General features: G+C 72.4%; 19 protein-coding genes. 7 read left to right on the forward strand and 12 right to left on the reverse strand.

The features are described 5' to 3' along the window. Positions 1-3 precede the first annotated feature (3 nt). Together EDF34_RS06620 and EDF34_RS06625 are read right to left on the reverse strand one after the other, a co-directional pair. Complete coding sequence (locus tag EDF34_RS06620; RefSeq protein ID WP_123370450.1) at positions 4-624, reverse strand: DUF47 domain-containing protein; 621 nt, start codon at positions 622-624, stop codon at positions 4-6. A gap of 646 nt (positions 625-1,270) precedes the next feature. Then, positions 1,271-1,870 (reverse strand): hypothetical protein, encoded by a 600-nt coding sequence (locus EDF34_RS06625; protein WP_123370731.1) that lies wholly within the window; start codon positions 1,868-1,870, stop codon positions 1,271-1,273. Between the two features lie 200 nt (positions 1,871-2,070). Here EDF34_RS06625 and EDF34_RS06630 point away from each other — a divergent pair, with 200 nt between their 5' ends. The 3 genes from EDF34_RS06630 (at position 2,071) to EDF34_RS06640 (ending at position 5,967) form a co-directional block, all read left to right on the forward strand. Further along, entirely contained in the window at positions 2,071-3,585 is a 1,515-nt protein-coding gene (locus EDF34_RS06630) for a sugar porter family MFS transporter (RefSeq protein WP_123370451.1), read from the forward strand. A gap of 132 nt (positions 3,586-3,717) precedes the next feature. After that, positions 3,718-4,230 carry a MarR family winged helix-turn-helix transcriptional regulator gene (locus tag EDF34_RS06635; protein WP_123370452.1) on the forward strand — a complete coding sequence of 171 codons (513 nt, stop codon included), beginning with the start codon at positions 3,718-3,720 and terminating at the stop codon, positions 4,228-4,230. 105 nt (positions 4,231-4,335) lie between these two features. Beyond that, the gene (locus EDF34_RS06640; RefSeq protein WP_123370453.1) at positions 4,336-5,967 is read left to right on the forward strand and encodes an MDR family MFS transporter; all 1,632 of its coding nucleotides are present in this window, start codon (positions 4,336-4,338) and stop codon (positions 5,965-5,967) included. A 65-nt stretch (positions 5,968-6,032) separates the two neighbouring features. Here EDF34_RS06640 and EDF34_RS06645 read toward each other — a convergent pair whose 3' ends face one another. The 3 genes from EDF34_RS06645 to msrB all read right to left on the reverse strand — a co-directional run bounded on the left by EDF34_RS06645 (position 6,033) and on the right by msrB (position 7,872). Beyond that, entirely contained in the window at positions 6,033-6,512 is a 480-nt protein-coding gene (locus tag EDF34_RS06645) for a MarR family winged helix-turn-helix transcriptional regulator (RefSeq protein WP_123370454.1), read from the reverse strand. An 86-nt stretch (positions 6,513-6,598) separates the two neighbouring features. After that, a complete protein-coding gene (locus tag EDF34_RS06650; RefSeq protein ID WP_123370455.1) occupies positions 6,599-7,381 on the reverse strand; it encodes an NERD domain-containing protein in 783 nt (260 codons plus the stop codon). An 89-nt stretch (positions 7,382-7,470) separates the two neighbouring features. Then, a complete protein-coding gene (gene msrB / locus EDF34_RS06655) occupies positions 7,471-7,872 on the reverse strand; it encodes a peptide-methionine (R)-S-oxide reductase MsrB (RefSeq protein ID WP_123370456.1) in 402 nt (133 codons plus the stop codon). 162 nt (positions 7,873-8,034) lie between these two features. Between msrB and EDF34_RS06660 the strand changes: the two genes are divergently transcribed. The 4 genes from EDF34_RS06660 to EDF34_RS06675 all read left to right on the forward strand — a co-directional run bounded on the left by EDF34_RS06660 (position 8,035) and on the right by EDF34_RS06675 (position 11,873). Next, a complete protein-coding gene (locus EDF34_RS06660) occupies positions 8,035-10,098 on the forward strand; it encodes a bifunctional diguanylate cyclase/phosphodiesterase (RefSeq protein ID WP_233575213.1) in 2,064 nt (687 codons plus the stop codon). Between the two features lie 94 nt (positions 10,099-10,192). Next, positions 10,193-10,903: a TasA family protein gene (locus EDF34_RS06665; protein ID WP_123370457.1), complete on the forward strand. Its 711-nt coding sequence runs from the start codon at positions 10,193-10,195 to the stop codon at positions 10,901-10,903. Between the two features lie 33 nt (positions 10,904-10,936). Further along, positions 10,937-11,608 (forward strand): signal peptidase I, encoded by a 672-nt coding sequence (locus EDF34_RS06670; protein WP_233575214.1) that lies wholly within the window; start codon positions 10,937-10,939, stop codon positions 11,606-11,608. After that, entirely contained in the window at positions 11,589-11,873 is a 285-nt protein-coding gene (locus EDF34_RS06675; RefSeq protein ID WP_123370459.1) for a hypothetical protein, read from the forward strand. The genes EDF34_RS06670 and EDF34_RS06675 overlap by 20 nt, the downstream gene beginning before the upstream one ends. 5 nt (positions 11,874-11,878) lie before the next feature. Here the strand turns inward: EDF34_RS06675 and EDF34_RS06680 are convergent, their stop codons facing one another. The 7 genes from EDF34_RS06680 to EDF34_RS06705 all read right to left on the reverse strand — a co-directional run bounded on the left by EDF34_RS06680 (position 11,879) and on the right by EDF34_RS06705 (position 19,629). Beyond that, positions 11,879-13,279 (reverse strand): FAD-binding oxidoreductase, encoded by a 1,401-nt coding sequence (locus EDF34_RS06680; protein WP_123370460.1) that lies wholly within the window; start codon positions 13,277-13,279, stop codon positions 11,879-11,881. Between the two features lie 127 nt (positions 13,280-13,406). After that, entirely contained in the window at positions 13,407-15,221 is a 1,815-nt protein-coding gene (locus EDF34_RS06685; RefSeq protein ID WP_233575215.1) for an ATP-binding protein, read from the reverse strand. Then, the gene (locus EDF34_RS17505; RefSeq protein WP_158615052.1) at positions 15,218-15,376 is read right to left on the reverse strand and encodes a hypothetical protein; all 159 of its coding nucleotides are present in this window, start codon (positions 15,374-15,376) and stop codon (positions 15,218-15,220) included. Before EDF34_RS17505 ends, EDF34_RS06685 begins: the two co-directional genes overlap by 4 nt. Next, a complete protein-coding gene (locus tag EDF34_RS06690; RefSeq protein WP_123370734.1) occupies positions 15,376-16,869 on the reverse strand; it encodes a glycosyltransferase family 2 protein in 1,494 nt (497 codons plus the stop codon). The genes EDF34_RS17505 and EDF34_RS06690 overlap by 1 nt, the downstream gene beginning before the upstream one ends. Beyond that, positions 16,866-17,591 (reverse strand): PHP domain-containing protein, encoded by a 726-nt coding sequence (locus tag EDF34_RS06695; RefSeq protein ID WP_123370461.1) that lies wholly within the window; start codon positions 17,589-17,591, stop codon positions 16,866-16,868. Before EDF34_RS06695 ends, EDF34_RS06690 begins: the two co-directional genes overlap by 4 nt. Continuing rightward, positions 17,588-18,553 carry an ATP-grasp domain-containing protein gene (locus EDF34_RS06700; RefSeq protein ID WP_123370462.1) on the reverse strand — a complete coding sequence of 322 codons (966 nt, stop codon included), beginning with the start codon at positions 18,551-18,553 and terminating at the stop codon, positions 17,588-17,590. The genes EDF34_RS06695 and EDF34_RS06700 overlap by 4 nt, the downstream gene beginning before the upstream one ends. Then, on the reverse strand, positions 18,550-19,629 hold the full coding sequence (locus tag EDF34_RS06705; RefSeq protein ID WP_123370735.1) for a response regulator: 1,080 nt from the start codon (positions 19,627-19,629) through the stop codon (positions 18,550-18,552). The genes EDF34_RS06700 and EDF34_RS06705 overlap by 4 nt, the downstream gene beginning before the upstream one ends. Positions 19,630-19,654 lie beyond the last annotated feature (25 nt).

A 19,654-nucleotide genomic window follows, 5' to 3' on the forward strand; every position in this document is an offset into this window, starting at 1 on the left:
GGCTCAGGACTCCTTGACCGCGATGGTCTCGACGGTGTTCGCCACCTTCTCGAACGCGTCGGCGGCGTCCTCGAGCTTCTCGACGATCTCCTTGAGCTTCATCAGCTCGATCGGGTCCGTGATCTCGTCGAACATCTGGGCCAGCAGCTTGCGGTGGATCTTGTCGGCCTGGTTCTCGAGGCGGTTGACCTCGACCCAGTACTCCGACAGCGAGTCCATCGAGCGCAGGCGCGGCATCGCGTCCGCGGTCAGCTCGGCGGCGCGCTGGAGCACCTGGACCTGGTCCGAGACGCGTGCGGGCAGCGCGTCGACCTTGTACAGGACGATGAGGTCGGCCGCCTCGTCCATGTAGTCCATGCAGTCGTCGAGGCTCGAGGCGAGGTTGTAGATGTCGTCCCGGTCGAACGGCGTCACGAACGTCTGGTTCAGGCGACGCATGATCGTGTGGGTCGCGTCGTCGGCAGCGTGCTCGACCTCGGCGATCGCCTTGCCGATCTCCTTGCGGGTCGGCCGGTCCGCGCCGAGCATCTCACCCAGGAGGTTGGCTCCGGTGACCAGGTGCTTGGCAGAGGCGGCGAAGAGGTCGAAGAACGTGGTGTCGCGCGGTGTCAGGCGCAGGCGCACGGGAGGCTCCGGGGAGGGGGACGGCGGACGGAAATCAGGCTAGGACAAGCACCCCTGTTTACCTAACGCGAGGCGACTCGGGGGTGCACACATGGTGACACCCGAACGACGTCCTCGGGACCGCTTTCGTCCCGCCCCCGACGACCGTCCTGGCTGCTGGCCGCCGGGCACGCTCACGACCCGCCGGTGCGTGCGGCTCGAGCGTGGCGAGCCTCACTCCCGGGAGGCCGGGCCACCCTCCGGCACCGCTCCGCGTGAACCGGGGCGAACCGCCCGCCGCGGTGCGGCCCCCGCTCTTCTGCGGGCCCGTCGACGCCCCGTCGCCGCCCGTCCCCCGATGAACGCAGATCTCGTTGAAGCATCCGTGTCACCCCCGTGCACGCACGCTGCAACGATCCCTGCGTCCACGGGTTCACGGGTGGCAGCCAGCAGCGTTGCCCGCTAGGTCCTGGGCGACGCCGGGCCGGTGGGTCCTGGCCGGCGACGGTGCGAAGCACCGGCGCAGCAGGCGTTGCCCGCTAGGGCGACGCCGGGCCGGGAGCGCCTCTCGGCGCGGGGCCACTCGAAGTGGCTTGAAATGGAGCCCGGGGCTACCGCGACCCGGCGTCGCGCTCCATCGTACGCCCGGCCTCGCGGGGACGACCGGTCACTCGAGCCTGCCCGCCCGCCACAGGGCGGCGGCGTGCTCGAGCTCCTCGGCGGTCCGCACGAGCGAGGCCGCACCGTGGGTCAGGCGGACGGCGCCGCCGGGGTCGACCGTGTCGAGGTGGTCGGCGTCGAAGGCAGCGCCGGCGGCGAGCACGCGGCAGAACGACGCGGCCCGCTCGAGCGCGACGTCCAGGTCACCGGTGTAGACGCCGGAGAGGACCGCATCAGCCACGGCACGCACGTCAGCGGGCCCCGGCGCGTCGGCGACGCCCGCCACGACCTCGTGCACCGGCGCGGCGCCGACCCCGAGCCGGTAGCGGTCGGCGACCGTGCCGGGGTCGCGACGCACCCACTCGCGCAGCACGTAGAGCCGCCACAGGGCACCGGGCAGGGTCGCTGCGGGGGCGTCCGACCAGAGCGCCGCGACGACGTCGAGGCCCTCCGTCTCGACGAGGGCGATGAGCCGGGCCAGCACGTCGGGGTCCTCGTTCGCGCGACCGTGGTGCACGAGCGCCGCGGCGGTCGTGTGCGCGACCTGCGAGCGGACGGCGGGATCCAGCCCGCCGGGCAGCTCCTCGGCCTGGACGGGGTCGAGCATCGCGGGACGCCGTGGGCGTCGGGACTCCGAGTCGGGCATGACCACCTCCGAGATCCATCCTGCCTCACACCTCCCGCGGCGCCCTCGCGCTGAGTAGTGTCCGAATCACCCTTCGACGTGCAAGGACGCAGGTCGCGGGCCAGAGTGGGTGCAGCACACCCCAGGAGGCGCCTGGGGGCGGAGCCGGAGGAGCCTGGACCATGTCCCACACGCCAGAGCCGCCGCAGGGCGCATCAGGTGCGGCATCCGCCGCCGCGTCGGGGCGGCACCCGCACCACAACAGGGCGATCGCTCTCGCCGTCGCCGCCGCCGTCGGTGGCTTCCTGTTCGGCTTCGACAGCTCGGTCATCAACGGCGCGGTCGACGCGATCGCCGTCCAGTTCGACCTCAGCGACGCGCTCAAGGGCTTCGCGGTCGCGATCGCGCTCCTGGGCTGCGCGTTCGGCGCCTGGGCCGGCGGCAAGCTGGCCGACCGCTGGGGCCGCACCCGGGTGATGTTCCTCGGAGCGGTCCTCTTCTTCGTCTCCTCGATCCTGTCCGGCCTCGCGTTCGGCGTCTGGGACCTGATCCTGTGGCGCGTGATGGCCGGCATCGGCATCGGCATCGCGTCGGTCATCGCCCCGGCCTACATCGCGGAGATCGCCCCGGCCGCGATGCGCGGTCGCCTGGGCTCGCTGCAGCAGCTCGCCATCACGATCGGTATCTTCGCCGCGCTGCTGTCCGACCAGCTCATCGCCACGTCGACGAGCCCGACCGGCGACCAGCTCGCCGCCTCGGCCGAGCTCTGGGGTCTGGAGGCGTGGCGGTGGATGTTCATCGTCGCGGTCATCCCCGCCGCCGTGTACGGCATCCTCGCCCTGACGATCCCCGAGTCGCCGCGCTTCCTCATCGCGCGGGGCAAGCGCGAGGACGCCAAGGCGGTCCTCGCGTCCGTCCTCGGGCCCGACGAGGACCCGGAGGAGCGCATCTCCGAGATCGAGCGGACGATCGAGGAGGACAAGAAGCTCGAGGAGCAGGCCAGCCTCAAGGGCCCACGGTTCGGGCTGCTGCCCGTCGTTTGGATCGGCATCCTGCTGTCCGTCTTCCAGCAGTTTGTCGGCATCAACGTGATCTTCTACTACTCGAACACGCTGTGGCAGGCGGTCGGCTTCGACGAGGGCGACTCGTTCACGATCTCGACCATCACGTCGGTGACCAACGTCGCCGTGACGTTCATCGCCATCGCGCTGATCGACAAGATCGGCCGACGTCCCCTGCTCCTCATCGGCTCGTTCGGCATGGCCGTCTGCCTCGGCATCATGGCGATCGCGTTCACGCAGTCCACGGGAAGCGGCGACGACGTCTCGCTGCCGGGCGCCTGGGCACCGACCGCCCTCGTCGCGGCGAACCTGTTCGTCGTGTTCTTCGGCGCGACGTGGGGGCCGCTGGTCTGGGTCCTGCTGGGCGAGATGTTCCCGAACCGCATCCGTGCCGCCGCGCTCGGCGTGGCCGCCGCGGCGCAGTGGATCGCCAACTTCGCGATCACCATCTCGTTCCCGCCGCTGCTCGGTGCGTTCGGGGCCACGATCCCCTACGCGATGTACGCCATCTTCGCGGCGCTCTCGTTCTTCTTCGTCCTCACCAAGGTGCCCGAGACCAAGGGTCGCCAGCTGGAGGACATGGAGGGCATCAAGGTCGAGCGCCGCGGTCGCGGCACGGCTGCCAAGGCGACCTAGCCGCCGGAGCACCGACGAGGGGCGTCCGACCATCGTGGTCGGGCGCCCCTCGTGCGTCGTACGTCACCCGGTGACAAGTTGCTTGCTGCAAGCATCGGTGTATATGGTTGCAGCAAGCAACTAAGGAGCTCCATGATCATCGCCCTCGACGAGCCCGCCCCGGCGGACGTCGACCCCGGCCCCGGCGCGCGAACCGCCACGGCCGTGAGCCCCCACCTCGCGCTGCTGCGAGCGGTCGAGGCGTTCACCCGCACGCTCCGCGAGGGCGGCGCCACGCTCGCGCGCAGCGTCGACTGCTCGCGCGCCACGCTCGCCATCATCCGCACCCTGCAGATCCGTGGGCCGCTCCCGGTCAGCGAGATCGCCCAGGTCCTGCGCGTCGACATCTCGGTCGCCAGCCGTCAGGTGAGCCTGATGGTCGACGACGGCTTCGTCGAGCGGACCGTCGATCCCGACGACCGCCGGGTCCGGACCATCGCCCTGACGGCCGCGGGTCGGCAGCGCACGCGCGAGATCGAGGTCTCGCTCGAGGGCAGGGTCCGCGAGATCTTCGCCGGCTGGACGCCGGCCGAGATCGCCGGAGCCACCGACGTCCTGCAGCACCTTGCGGCGACCATCGACACCGCCGAGCACCCCACAGCCTGATCCCACCCTTCGACCTGCCGACGACGCCGGGCCGCCCATCCCCGCACACGAAGGAACATCCCGTTGAGCACTGAAGTCACCACCGAAGACGTCAAGGCACCCGCCATGACGCACCGCGAGGTCCTCGAGGCCCTCTCGGGCATCCTCCTGGGGATGTTCGTCTCGATCCTGGCGACGAGCGTCGTCTCGTCGTCCCTCCCCCGGATCATCACCGACCTGCACGGCAACCAGTCGGCGTTCACCTGGGTCGTCACCGCGACGCTGCTCACGACGACGATCTCGACCCCCATCTGGGGCAAGCTCGCCGACCTGGTCAACCGCAAGCTGCTCATCCAGCTCGCGCTCGTCATCTCGGTCGTCTCCGCGGCACTGGCCGGCTTCTCGCACAACACCGAGATGCTCATCGGCATGCGCGCCCTGCAGGGCATCGGCGCCGGCGGCCTGACCGCGCTCGGCAGCGTCCTGATCGCCGACATCATCAGCCCGCGCGAGCGCGGCCGGTACATGGGCTACATGGGTGCCGTCATGGGCGTCGCGATGGTCGGCGGCCCGCTGCTCGGCGGCGTGCTCACCGACTCCGCGCTCGGGTGGCGCTGGAACTTCTTCGTCGGCCTGCCGTTCGCCGTCGCGGCCATCGTCGTGCTGCAGCGCACCCTGCACCTGCCCAAGGTCGTGCGCCGCGTCGTCAAGATCGACTACCTCGGCGCCGCGCTCATCTCGGTCGGCATCGCCGGGCTCCTGCTGTGGATCACGTTCGCCGGCGACAAGTTCGCGTGGGGCTCGTGGCAGACCGCCGCGATGGTCGGTGGCTCGCTCGTCGCGCTCGCGCTCGCCATCTGGGCCGAGTCGAAGGCCGCCGAGCCGATCATCCCGCTGCACCTGTTCAAGAACCGCACGCTCGTGCTCGCGGTCATCGGGAGCGTCGCCGTCGGCATCGCGATGTTCGGCACGTCGGTCTTCATCGGCCAGTACATGCAGCTGGCGCGCGGCAAGACGCCGACCCAGTCCGGCCTGCTGACGATCCCGATGATCCTCGGCCTCATGGTCTCCTCGACCCTGAGCGGCCGGATCATCGCCCGCACCGGTCACTACAAGCGCTTCATGATCGTCGGCGCCGTCATGCTCACCGTCGGCCTCGGGCTGATGGGGACCATCCACTACGACACCAACTTCATCCTCGTCGCCCTCTACATGGCGATCCTCGGTGCCGGTGTCGGCATGCTCATGCAGAACCTGGTCCTGGCCGTGCAGAACACCCTGGACGTCCGGGAGATCGGCTCCGGCACCTCGTCGGTCGCCTTCTTCCGCACGCTCGGCGGCGCGATCGGCGTCTCGGCGCTGGGCGCGGTGCTGGCGAGCCGGTCCACGGACCTCATCGCCAGCGGCCTGGCCAAGCTCGGCATCGACTCGTCCGCCATGGGCACCTCGGGCTCCCTGCCGGACCTGAGCACGCTGCCCGGCCCGGTGCGTGAGGTCGTGGAGCGCGCGATGGGCGACTCCATCGCGGACCTGTTCCTCATCGCGACGCCGATCGCCTTCATCTCGCTGATCGCCGTGCTGTTCCTCAAGGAGGTGCCGCTCGGCAACCGCTCCGGGATCCAGCAGCGCATCGAGGTCGACGGGCACGCGATCGACGAGCAGCCCGTGCTCGGCCAGCCGCTCGTGGGCGAGCCGGTCGTCACCTCGGCGTCGGACGACGAGCTCGAGGACGCCGACCCGCGCGGCGCGCGCGTCTAGCTGTACTGCCCAGGGACGACGAGACCCCCGGACCGTCCGCGGTCCGGGGGTCTCGTGCGTGCAGGTCAGACCGCGCGCGGCACCGGGCTGCCGGCGGCGGACTGCTGCCGGGCCTGGGTCAGGGCGCCGTTGAGCCGGGCCAGCTGGCGGGAGAGGTCGACGATCTCCTCCGGGCTCCAGTCGGCGAGAGCGGTGTGCAGGTAGCCGCGGCGGGAGGCCTGCGCGGACTCGAGCCGCTCGCGGCCCACGTCCGTGAGGCTGAGCAGCTGACCGCGGAAGTCGTCGGGGTCGGGGCGGCGGGCGACGAACCCGAGCTCCGCGAGACGGCTGAGCTGGCGCGACATCGTGCCGCGCCCGACGCCGATGTGCGCCGCGAGGTCGCTGGCGCGGACCACCGGCGTCGCGGCGATCAGCGCGAGCAGCTCGTAGGCCGCCGGCTCCAGGTCCGGGTGCACGCCGCGAGCGACGGCCGCCGAGGCCGCATGGGCCCGGCGCAGGAAGAGACCGAGCTCGCGCTCCAGCTCACGGAAGTTCTCGTCGACCACGGCTCACATCCTGGCCCACCGGACGCGCGTCCATAACCAGCAAACGGACACGATTAGGTGACAGCACCTAGGCCGAGCGGGTGGATTCAGCGTGCCCAGGTGAGGCGCTGGCGTGCGACGGTCGCCAGAGCGGCCACGCGAGCGGGCTCGAGCGTCGTCGGCATGGCCCGGAAGACGGCGGGGACGACGTGCCGCGGGACGACGAGGATCGGCGCCAGCGGGTCCTGCCGGCCGAGCACCTCGAGCTCGCCCTGGACGACCACGATGCTGCGCACGGTGATCGACGCGCAGCCGGCCGCGACGAGGAGCGCGTGGGTGCGCTGGGCCTCCAGCCGCGCGTCGCGCAGGTAGCGCACGGACTGCCCGTCGACCTCGAGGACGCGACCGTCGAGCCGGACGCGGTGGCCGGTGAGCCTGTGCTCGGCGATGGTGAAGATGCCGCCCGGCCCGAGCAGCAGGTGCGCGAGGAGAGAGCCCTGACGGCCCAGCGGCACGTCGTGCACGACCTGCCAGCCCTCGGCGGCCAGACGTTCGAGGCGCGCGCGCAGCGGCGAGCCGCGTTCGGCACGGGCGCGGTCCACGTCGACGACGTCGCGGTCGTTGCCGAGCCACGCCTCGAGGGCCGCCTGGTCGGCGGAGCCGAGGTCGTCGCCCGGTGTCGCGGGGACGGGCAGGACGAGCTCGGCGACGTCCGCGCGCAGGTACTCCTGGGCGGCACGGCGGAGCCGGTCCTCGAGGATCGGGTCGTCGACCACGACCTCGCCCGACTGCAGGTCGACCGAGCCGACCGGGGCGCCGGTCTCCTGGGTCACGAACAGGCGGTCAGCGCCGTAGCGCCTCCACCGTCGGACCGTCAGGAGCTGTTCCACACGAGCATTATCGGCAGGAACAGCTCCCGACTACAGCGATGTCCAGCACGTGTCGACCAGATGGCCGAACCCGTTCGGGTGGGTCCGGGTCAGGCGGTCGGCTCGAACGTCAGGCTCACCGAGTTCATGCAGAACCGGTCACCCGTCGGGGTCTGCGGGGCGTCCTCGAAGACGTGCCCGAGGTGCGAGCCGCACCGCGCGCAGCGGACCTCCGTGCGCACCATGCCGTGGGTGCGGTCCTCGATGAGCTCGACCGCGTCTCCGGCCAGCGGCGTGTAGAAGCTGGGCCAGCCGCAGTGCGAGTCGAACTTCGCGTCCGACTGGAACAGCTCCGCGCTGCACGCCCGGCACCGGTACACGCCGGTGCGCTTCTCGTCGAGCAGCTCCCCGGTCCACGCCCGCTCGGTGGCTGCCTGCCGCAGCACCGCGAACTCCTGGGGGTTCAGCTCGAGCGCCCACTCCTGGTCGGTCTTGGTCACGTCGTACGCCACGTCGGCCTCCTTCGTCGTCCTGCTCTCAGCGAGGGCTCGGTCGTGCCGTTCCCTCGACCAGCCCAACACCGTGCCACGCTCGGACGTTCCCCGCGCGCCGCCCGGTACCCTCGCCTCACGCACGCCGCCCCCGGCGTGCCGCGGAAGGTCATGAGGTCCCGCGTGCGCTCCTCCTCCACCCGTCGACGGCGCTGGTCGCTGACGCGGTACTTCGCATTCGTCAGCGTGCTGGCGATGGCGGCACTCGGGTGTGCGCTCGTGTGGGTCACGTCGACGGTGATGCGGGAGCAGGCGATCAACGACGGCACCGCAGCCGCGGAGTCGGTGATGGCCTACGCAGTGGCACCGCTGCCGGCGTCCGCGTTCACCGAGGGACAGCTGACCCCCGAGCAGAACCAGGCGGTCAAGGACGCGACGGCACCGTTCGGCGACAAGGTCGTGGACCTGCGGCTGTGGAGCACGGTCGGCGTCCTGCTCTACAGCAAGGCCGGCGCCGAGACCGGGTTCCCCGACACGGACCGCAACAACGCCGTCCTCCAGAACGGCGTGCCCGACGCGCGGGTCATCGTCGACGTGCGCGAGTCGGAGGAGGGTGACGCACCCAGCGAGCAGCGGCAGGTGCTCGACGTCTACGTCCCCGTCCTCATGTCGAACACGAGCGGCGCCGCCCCCGCGGGTGCGGTGCCCGGCTCGGGGGAGCCGATCGGGACGGCCGAGGTCATGCTCGACCACACCGCGTCGGCGGCCGCCCTGCGGTCGGCGATCGGCACGGTCGCACTCGTCGTGTCCGGCGGCCTCGTGGCGCTCTGGCTCCTGCTGTTCCGCACGGTGTTCACCACCTCGAAGCGCCTGCAGGCGACCGCGCTCGAGAACGCCCGGCTCGCGCTGCTCGACTCGCTCACCGGGCTGCCCAACCGCCGGCTGCTCACCGAGCGGATGACCAAGACCGTCGCCGAGGCCCAGCGCGACGGCGCGCGGCTCGGCATGGTCCTGCTCGACATCGACCGGTTCAAGGACATCAACGACTCGCTCGGCCACGACCACGGCGACGAGCTCCTCGAGCAGGTCGCGGACCGGCTGCGCAAGGCGCTGCGCGACGAGGACGTGGTCGCGCGCCTCGGCGGTGACGAGTTCGCGATCCTGCTCACCGACGTGCGCTCGGTGGCCGACGCCGAGCACCTGGCCCGTCGCGTCCGGGAGCTGTTCGGTCCCCCGTTCAAGCTCGGCGAGATGTCCCTGCACGTGGAGACGTCGGTCGGCGTCTCCTGCCTGCCCGACCACGCCGACGACGCCTCGTCGCTCATGCGCACCGCGGACGTCGCGATGTACGCCGCCAAGCACCACCGCACCGGCGTCGCGACGTACTCGCCCGAGGAGGACCACTCCTCCCCCGCCCGGCTCGTGCTGCTCGGCGACCTGCACCGCGCGCTCGACCCCGAGCCGGGCGTGGCGCGCGAGCTCGAGCTGCACTACCAGCCGAAGGTCGACCTCGACACCGGCCGGATCGTCGGGCTCGAGGCCCTCATGCGCTGGCGGCACCCGGAGCGTGGGCTGCTGCTGCCGACCGTGTTCATCCCGCTCGCGGAGCAGTCCGGCATCATCCACCGGCTCACCCGGTACGCGCTGACCAGCGCCGTGGAGCAGCTCGCCGCCTGGATCGCGGAAGGACGGTCGACACCCATCGCCGTGAACCTGTCCGCGCACGACGTGACCTCGGGCAAGGTCGTCGACGTCATCGAGGAGCTCCTCGCCGAGCACGACGTCCCGGCCGCGCTGCTCGAGGTCGAGATCACCGAGACGGCGCTGGTCGCGGACCCGTCGCGCGTCGTGCCCGTGCTCGAGCGGCTCGCCGCGCTGGGGGTCAAGGTCGCGATCGACGACTTCGGGATCGGGAACACCTCGATCGCCCAGCTCCGCGACCTGCCCGTGCAGGAGCTGAAGATCGACCGCCTGTTCGTCACCGACCTCGGCGACGGCGGGCGCGAGAGCGCGCACGTCGTCGTGCAGGCCATGGTCGACCTCGCGCACTCGTTCGGGCTGCGCGTCGTCGCCGAGGGTGTCGAGGACCAGATCACGGCCGCGACGCTGCGCCGGCTCGGCGTCGACCAGGCGCAGGGCTTCCTGTACTCGCGCGCCGTCCCGCCCGACGAGGTCACCGCGCTGGCCATGCTGCCGCAGCCCCGTCGCACGACGACACGCACACCGCGGAGGCAGAAGAGCGGGTGAACTGAGGCAGACTCCTCAAGGTGCGCGCGATCCTGCCGATGAACGAAGTGGGGGACCTCTACCCCCACCTGGACCGGAGGAGTGCCCGCTCGTGATGGACGACCTGCTGCAGGAGATGATCAACCCGGCGCCGGCACAGCACGACCGCCCGCGCCGCCGCCGCCTCTGGACGACCGTCGTGGTCGTCGGGCTGGCAGCCGTGGGTGTGACGTCCCTGACGACGTCCGCGCTCTTCTCGGACCAGGAGAAGTCCGGCTCGACGATCACGACCGGTTCGTTGGACCTCAAGGCCGACGACAGCCTGACCTTCTCCGTGCCGTTCGACAACATGCTCCCGGGCGCGCAGGTCGTCTCCCCGGTCACCCTGAAGAACGACGGCAGCCTCGCGTTCGAGTACGCGGTCAGCGTGGACGCGACGTCCACGTCCAGCGGCAACGCGGACCCCAGCCTCGGCAACGGCGACGACCCGGGGACCGGGGACCTGCCCGACCAGCTGCACCTCGACCTCTACTCGGTGACCAGCACCAGCGCGTGCACCCTCAACGGGGTGTCCGCGAAGACCCCGCTCGGCAGCTCGAGCGGGGCGTGGGGCATCACGGGCGAGCGGATCGTCGGTGGCGCGACCGCCGGTGCGACCGGGAACCGCACGCTGGACGCGACCGAGGACGAGGTGCTGTGCGCGCGGGTCTCCTTCGCGACCGCCGCCGGCAACGAGTACCAGAACACCGCGGCCAAGGTCACGCTGACGTTCGACGCCATGCAGCTGCCGTTCAACCCGAGCCAGCCCGACACCAGCCAGCGGTAGCCCATGCCCCGGGCGGACGCACACCCGCTCGCCGTGGAGGTCGAACGCCGACAGCCGCGGCCGGTGCTGGCGACCGCTCCGAAGCCCGCGAAGCCACGCAAGCGCCGGCGGCTGCTCTCCGTCGCGCTGTGGGCGGTCATCGTCTCGTGCGCGACCGCCTATCTCGCGTCCCTGGCCGTCCCGCTCTGGTACCAGCTGCACGACCAGCGGCTGCTGATCGTGACCTCGGGGTCGATGGCGCCCTACTTCGACGCGGGCGACGCGGTCGTGATGCAGTCCGTGGAGAACCCGTCGCAGCTCAAGCCCGGCCTCGTCGTCTCGTTCTGGCCGCCGAACTCCGAGCAGCTCGTGACGCACCGGATCGTCGCGCTCGTCAACCTCGTCGGCTCGCAGAGCACCGGCGGCGACGGGGCGGGGACGAAGTCGCCCCACATCATCACCAAGGGTGACGCCAACGAGGAGAACGACCCGGACGCGACCCCCATCACCCGCGTGCGCGGCATCGTCCTGTCGACCCACCCCGGCTGGGGCTGGGTGATGCAGTGGGCGGCCTCGCCGGTCGGTCGCGCGGTCATGCTCGTCCCGCCGCTGCTCGCGCTCGCTACGCTCGAGCTGCTCGCGGTGGCCGACGGTCGCCGACGGGTGAAGCCGAAGCAACGCTCGAGCGCAGAGGAGAGGCACGTCGATGCCGTTCTCCGCGGGTGAGACCGACGAGGGTCGACGCCTGATCGGCGCCGACCGTGCGACCTGGGTGCGCCTACTCGTCGCGCTCGGCCTCGCCGTCGCCGCGGCCGCGTTCCCGCACGTCGGCTGGACGTCGGCGGAGTTCACGGACTCGCACAGCTCGACCGGCGTCGTGCAGACAGCTCCTGACTTCGACCCCGGGGCGCCCCCGGCCGTCGACGACGCGCCGACGGCACCGACCGACGAGCCGTCCGCGCCCGAGGATCCCCCGGGCACGGACGGCTGACGGGCTCAGTCCCGCACGCCTCGCGCGGCCAGCAGCACGCCCGCCGGGTCGAAGCGGCGCGACAGCTCCCCCAACCGCGTGGCCACGGCGGGGCTGTAGACCCGTCGCGCCCACGCGGGACCGGCCGTGTCGGTGAAGTTCGGCAGGCCGCCGTCCCTCGCCCACGGCTCGAGGGCCCCGACGATCCGTCGGGAGTCGGCGACGACGACCTGGGCGATCTCGGGGATCATCAGGCCGATCGTGAACACCTGGTAGGCCGCGTCGCGGTGCGTGAACGCGCAGTCCGGACCGCGGCGGACGCGGCCACCGAGCTGGCGGACCTCGACCATCGCCTGCGCGGTCTGCGCGTCGGGGCCGACGAGGTCGACGAGCACGTCGGCCGTGTCGGGCCCGAACTCGTCGAGCAGCACGGACCGCTCGTGCAGCGGCATCGGGTCGTCCGGGTCGGAGTGCACGGCGCCGATCGCCGCGTACGGCATGACCCCGACGGCGTCGATCAGCGGCGTCGCGACCGCGCGCATGGCGCGGATCATCTCCTCGCCGACCGCCGGGTCCCCGGTCCAGACGAACCGCAGCGCGATCGTCGTACGGCCGCGCAGCGGCTCGGGGAACGGGTCCATGTCCGGCAGCCGCATGACGGCCACCGACGTGGTCCCCTCCTCCGGCAGCAGGTCGGTCCACACGCTCCAGGTCCGCAGCACGGCCGTCGCGTCGGCGCCGTCGAACCAGAGGGCTCCGCCGTAGACCTCAGGCAGCTCGACGAGGTCGATCTCGACCGCGGTGACGATGCCGAGCGAGCCCTTGCCGCCGCGCAGCCCCCAGAACAGGTCGGGGTGCTCGGTGGCCGAGGCCCGGCGGATCTCGCCGTCGCCGGTCACCACGTCGAACGCCCGGACCGTGTCCGACGACAGCCCGTGCGACCGGGCGAGCGGGCCGACGCCGCCGCCTGTGAGGAAGCCGACGACGCCCACGTCGGTCGACGACCCGCACAGCCCCGCGAGCCCGTGGGGCGCGGCGGCCTCCAGCACGGCCGACCAACGCACGCCGGCGCCGACGCGGGCCCACCGCTCGTCGGGGCGGATCTCGAGCTCGTCGAGCGCGGCCGTGTGCACGAGGACCGCGTCGGCCATCGTCTCGGTGGCGCCGTGCCCGGTGCCGGCGACCGCCACCGGGACGCCGGCGGATGCGGCGATCCGGAGGGTCGCGGCGACCTCGTCGGCGCTCGTCGCCTCGACCACCGCGAGCGGACGGACGGCCTTGGTGATGTTGCTCGTGACGGTCAGCTCGCGGTAGCGCGCGTCGCCGGGGAGGTGCAGGCGGGCGACGGATCCGGCCAGCGCACCGACCGCGGCGGCAGAGGCGGGACGGAATGCCGTGCCGATCGCGGCAGGGGTGTGTGTGCTCATCGTTCGTCCTTCGGGGGCTCGGCGCGGGTGTGCCCGTGCCGGGTTCTCTCGGCGCCGTGTTCGACGCACCGGGCAGGAAGGGGCCGCGGTCGGTACGCCTGATACGTCCGGTGTCCGTCGGGAGCGGTCAGACGCCCGGGAGGGTGAAGCTGAACGTGGTGCCCTCGCCCACGCGGCTCGCGATCGCGAGCTCGCCGCCGTGCGCCTCGACGATGGCCTTCGCGATGGACAGCCCGAGGCCGATGCCCGGGATGGCCCGCTGGGTGGCGGTGGTCGCGCGGAAGAAGCGGGTGGCGAGGCGGTCGAGCTCGTCGGGCGGGATGCCGATCCCGGTGTCCGTGACCGAGACGACGGCGCCGCCGTCGGGGGACGCGGAGACGCGCACGTCGATCCGGCCGTCACGCGGCGTGAACTTCACCGCGTTCGACACGAGGTTGGCCACGACCTGCTCGAGCCGCATGGCGTCGCCCGGCACGTGCACCGGCTCCGCCTCGAGGTGCAGCGTCACACCGGCACCCTCGGCGCCCGGCGCGGCCTCGGCGAGGGTGGCCCTCGCGACGTCGGCGAGGTCGACGTCCTGGTGGGCGATCGTGAAGCGGCCCGCGTCGAGCTGGGCCGTCAGGAGCAGGTCGCTGACGAGGCGCAGCTGGCGGCGCGCGTTGCGCTCGACGACGAGCAGGAACTCCCGCTGCTCGTCGGTGAGCGGGTCGGGGCCGTCCAGGATGAGGTCGACGTAGCTGAGCACCGACGACAGCGGGGTGCGCAGCTCGTGGCTGACCAGGGAGACGAACTGGTCCTTGAGGCGCGCGGCCTCGCGCTCGGTGGTCACGTCTGCAGCCACCACGACGTAGCCGATCGTGGAGCCGTGGCCGTCGATGCGGCGGGTGACGGCGAGCTGGAGCGTGCCACCGCTGTCGTCGTGGCGGCGGAAGGTCCAGTCGCGCACGAGCACGCCCGCCGTCAGGGTGGGCGCTGCGACCGCGGCGAACAGGGAGTCCGCGTCGGCCTCGGCGGCGGCCACTGCGTCGACGTCGAACACCGCGCGGTAGCGCGCCTCGAGCTCGCCACGGTCGAAGAAGCTGACGAGGTTCCTGCGGCCGATGACCTCGTCGCCCGTGTACCCGAACATGCGCTCGGCGCCCGGGTTGAAGACCTCGACGACCCCGTCGGGGTCGGTGGCGACGATGGCCTGCTCGGTGACGGCGTCCATCACCGAGCCCAGGTGGGCGCGCGCGGCCTCCGTCTCACGGACCAGGCTGGCCAGCGCCTCCGCGTCCTCGGTGAGCTGGTCGTTCAGCCGCAGCTGATGGGCCTGGAGCTCCGCGAGCGCGGCGTTGCGGGCCCGCAGCCGGGACGTCGCCTCGTGCACGATGATGCCGACGACCCCCGCCACGACGGCCACGAACAGGCTGCGCACGATCAGCGCGACCGTGACCTCCGCGTCGGCGTCGAGGATCACCGGGACCTCGACGACCGCGGCCACGCCGACCGTCCCGACGACGACGCCGGCCCGGCCCGGGCGGCCCGCGAGCATGACCGCCGGCAGGAACAGGAGTGAGCCGAACGGCGACGCGACGCCGCCGGTGCCGGTGCGCAGCAGCGCGATCGCGAGCAGCTGGAGGACGGGAAGCCAGATCTGCGCGGACTCGCGCCAGCGGTGCCACGGCAGCACCCACGCGAGCACGATGACGAGCGCCGCGATGGCGGAACCCAGCCACAGCTTCGACGCATCGACGAGGATCGACGGGACCAGCGTGAGCGCGACCAGGCACAGCGCGTACACGAGCACGAACGGCAGCTGGCGCTCGAAGACGCCGGCTTCCGGGCCGATCACCTGGCCGAGGACGCGCAGCCACCGCGAGCCGCGCGAGCGCAGGTCGTCGTCGGTCTCGACGAGCGGGGGGGACTGCGCGGGGACCTGCGCGGGGACCCGGACGGTCACGCGACCATCGCCCGCACGACCAGGGCGACCCCGGTGATCGCCGCGGCGAGCAGCCCGAGCACGATCAGCCTGCGCTCGCCGCGCTGGTCGGCGCGGATCTCCCGGCGCATCGCGGCGGGGGACCAGGGCTCGCGGGTCTCGTCGTCGGCCACCATCACCCCACCACCCTGCCAGTCTTCTCGGTCTTGTCCCAGGCCGTGCTCGCGCCGCGCCACTGCTTGGCGTAGGCGTCGAGGGTGATCGCGCACAGCACCGGTCCGAAGCCGACGACGTACAGCAGCACGCGCGACGGCCACTTGCCCCCGGGCAGCGCCTCGACCCACCGGACCAGCCAGGCGCTGAGCATGGCGATCACGGTCCACGCGTAGAAGACGAGCGTGAGGACCTCGACGCCCGTGGCGGACATCTCCATGCCCAGCAGGTCCGGGACCCGCTCCTCCCACAGCCCGGGGACCCACGCGGCGAGCATCACGACGATCGCGCCGATGCCGGGGAACAGCAGTCCTTGGACCCACGACCGGCGGGCCGTCTCCCGGTCGAGCAGCAGCGTCATGCTCGTGATGAAGACGTAGGCGACCACGGCCACCCACCACATGCCCTGGAACGTGGTCCGCGCGACGTCGTGGTCGACGAAGTACAGCCCGACGAGGCCGATCGCTGCGGCCGTCATCGCGACGGGCAGCAGGTAGATCGAGAACCAGATGGCGCCGAAGGTGAGCGACGAGAGCCGGTGCCCGGCGCCGCGGGACGAGAACGGGCGGCGGAACCAGACCTTGGTGAAGCGCCGCGTGATCTGCACGTTGCCGCGGGCCCAGCGCACCCGCTGCTTCCACAGTGCGACCACGGAGTCGGGCTCCTCCGCGAGCACGACGGCCGCCGGCTCGAACACGACCGTGCGGCCGTCGAGCTGGGTCAGGAACGTGGTGAACGTATCCTCGGCGAGCGTCGTGGTGTCGATCCGCCCGCCGACCGCCTCGAGGTTGGCGCGTGCGTGCAGCTGGGCACCGCCCGCGAGGCAGGCCATCGCGCCCATGACGTTCTGGGCCCGCCGGGCCGCTGCCTGCGCGGTGACGTACTCGTACCCGATGAACTTCGAGACCGTGCCCGGCTTGCCGGAGCCCTCGCGGATGAAGGCCGTGACGGCACCCACCTGCGGGTCGGCCAGGTGGCGGGTCATCTTGCGCAACGAGTCGGGGCGGTAGATGACGTCGGCGTCCATGATGAGCAGCGCCTCCATCCAGTCGTCGGCCAGCGCCCGCTCGATGCCGTGGTTGAGGGTGTGCGCCTTGCCCTGGCCGCCCTGCGCGCGGCGCAGGTGCACGATGCGGCCGGGGTGCTCGGCGGCCTTGGCCAGCACGACGTCGGGGGTGTCGTCGGTGCTCGCGTCGTCGACGACGTAGACGCGCAGCCGGTCCGGCGGGTACTCGAGCCCCATGAGCCGCTCGAGGGACGCCCCGAGCACCGCGCCCTCGTTCCAGGCCGGCACCACCACGACGACGCGGGGCAGGTACGGGGCGGCCGCACCGAGGTGGTTCTTCACCGCGTGCACGGGGACGAGCAGGTACTGGACCAGCCCGGCGATGACCGGGATGATCCCTGCGGCCACGGCCATCAGGAGGACCACGACGAGCACGTCGTGCCAGGTCATGAGCGCCCGACCGACCTCAGCCACGGGTAGCGGCCCACGTCGGGCTCGTGGTGCGCGTCGGACGCGGCGACGAGCTCGACGCCTGCCGACGCCCATCGGTCGCGCACGCGCGGACCGGGGCAGCGCCACTTCTCGTTGACCTCGACCGTCGTGCCGGTCTCGACCGCGGCCGCGGCGAACGCGTCGAGCACCTCGTCGCTCACGTCGTCCTCCGTGAGGCCGATCTTCGGCAGCAGGGAGAACGGGTGCGCGACCTGCGCGCGAGCCACCGACCGCATGGCCCGGACGGTCGCCAGGACGAGCATCTCGACGGCGTCGGCCGGGGCGAGGCCCGCGGCGATCCGCTCGGCGGTCACGCGCGGGCTCCACGGGCCGTCAGGACCGGGGAACTGGTGGTCCGCGAGCAGCACGCGGTCCACGCCCTCGGTCGTCCCGACGGCCGCGAGGACGTCGGGCGGCGCGTCGATCGCGCCGGACGCGTCGAGGATCTTCGCCTCGACGCCGGTCAGCACGGTGAGGCCGTCGTGCGCCGGCAGCGCCCGGACCACGGCGAGGAAGTCGGGCACGTACGTGGTGGTCGTGCGGACGTGGTCGACCATCCGGACCGTGGCCAGCCCCGCGCGGACCGCCGCGTCGAGGTTCTCCTGCGGAGAGCTGACGGCGTCGTCCGAGAACGTCGAGTGCACGTGGTGGTCGCCGTCGAGCACCGGTCCCCCGCTCATCGCGGTGGCAGGACCTGGTCGACCGGCAGGAAGACGTCCTCGAGGTAGCGCACGTTGGCGATCTCGACGAAGTCCATGGTCGTCGGGACGTGGCGGGAGAGCACGGCGTCGAGCGTGATCGACGGCATGTCGACCCCGGCCGCGATGGTCAGCGGCATGGCGCCCGGGAACCGCGGGTTGACCTCGAGCAGCGCGGGGACGCCGTCCTTGTCGCGCTTGAGCTGCACGTTCGCGACGGTCGTGAGCCCGATGGCCTTGGCGACCGCGGTCGCCGTCGCCACGAGCTCGTCGTCGTGCACGGTCACCCCGGCCACGGCGACGCCCGAGTCGACGCGCAGCCGCGCGCGCGGCACCGCCGCGATGACGTGCCCGTCGAGCCCGGCCAGCACGTCGACCGAGAACTCGTCGCCCGGCAGGTGCTCCTGCACGAGCAGGTCCTCCTCGGCGTGCACGGCGTCGAGCTCGGCCTGCGACTGCACGAGGCGCACACCGCGCGAGCCGGCGCCGCGGCGCGGCTTGACGATCACGGGGAACTCCCAGCCGGACACGGCCTGCGGCGTACCGAGCAGCTCGGTGCGCGGCACCCGGCACGTCCGCTCGGTCGCGCGCGCGAGCGCGAGCTTGTCGAGGCAGGTCTCGAGCGTGCGCAGCGACGGCGAGGCGAGCAGCGTGCCGCCCTCGTGCAGCCGGTCGCGCTCCGCCGCCAGCCGCGGCAGCTCGACGTCGACGGTGGGGAACAGCACGTCGATGCGGTCGTCGCGGCACATCGCCAGGACGACGTCGACGAAGTCGTCGGCCAGCCCGGCGGGCACCAGGCGGCGGTGGTCGCCGTCGACGAGGTAGAGGCCGCTGGCCCAGCGGTCCATGTCCGCGGCCACCACCTCGACGTCGCCGCGGCGCAGCAGCGAGCGGATGACCGCGACGCCCGCCGGTCCGCCGGCTCCGGTCACGAGAACTCTCATCGGTGGCCTCCGTGCTGGTCCTCGGCACGCTCGGGTGCTGCGGCCCGGAGGCCGGCCCCACCCGAGCGCGTGATCATGGCGGCGGCGCGGATCATCTCGAGCGGCTCGACCCACCCGCCGGTGCCGAACCTCCCCCAGTACCGGGCCGTGCTGCGCACGAGGTCCGGGTCCATGTAGTCGCGGTGCTGCTGCGAGGTGAACGCGGCCAGCATCTCGAGCTTCTTGTCGACGAACCCGTCGATGGGCACGAAGCGCGTGGGCCGGTAGTCGATCGTGGCCGACGGGCTCTGGAACGAGCCCACGTAGGGGATCTTGCGCGCGGCGACCTGCACGGCCTCGTGCACCGCGCGGTGGTCCTGGTGCCGGTCGTGCGACGAGTGCGTGTAGACGATCGTCGGGTCGACCAGACCGATCGTCTCCTCGATGGCCGTGATCAGGCCGGCCGCCGGGTCGAGGCGGGTGTCGGGGAAGTCGTGCAGGAACAGGCGGGCCCCGATGACTCCCGCCGCGGCGAGCGCCTCGTGGCGCCGCTCGTCGGCCGCGCCCCCGATCGCGCCGCCCGAGAGCGTGAGGATCACGACGGTGTCTCCGTTGGCCTGGTGCGAGGCGAGCGTGCCGCCGATGCCGATCTCGACGTCGTCCGGGTGCGCGCCCACGGCGAGGACGACCTCGCCGTGGCCCGAGGCCGCGCGCCGCTGGCGGCCCTGCAGGCCGAGCGTGGACACGCGGTCGACGAGCACCGCGGCGGGGACGGGCTTGACGAGGAACTCGTCGGCGTCGCGGCGCAGCGCCTCGACGGCGTAGTCGACGCTCGCGAAGGCGGTCGTCACGACGACGGGGACGCCGGGCGCCCGCGAGCGCAGCTCGACGAGCAGGTCGAGGCCGGACATGCCGGGCATCTGGATGTCGGTGACGACGGCGTCGAAGGACTCGGCGGCGACGGCCGCCAGGGCGGACATCGCCTCGTGCACGACGGAGACGGACATGCCCCCGCGGCGCTCGAGCACCGTGCGCACGAACTGCGCGGTGTCGACGTCGTCCTCGACCACCAGGACCTTGAGCGGTTCCTCCGTCACGTCCACCATCCTTCCGGCCCCCACG

The organism is Cellulomonas sp. PhB150, assembly GCF_003755175.1.
In the GTDB taxonomy this organism is placed as follows: domain Bacteria; phylum Actinomycetota; class Actinomycetes; order Actinomycetales; family Cellulomonadaceae; genus Cellulomonas.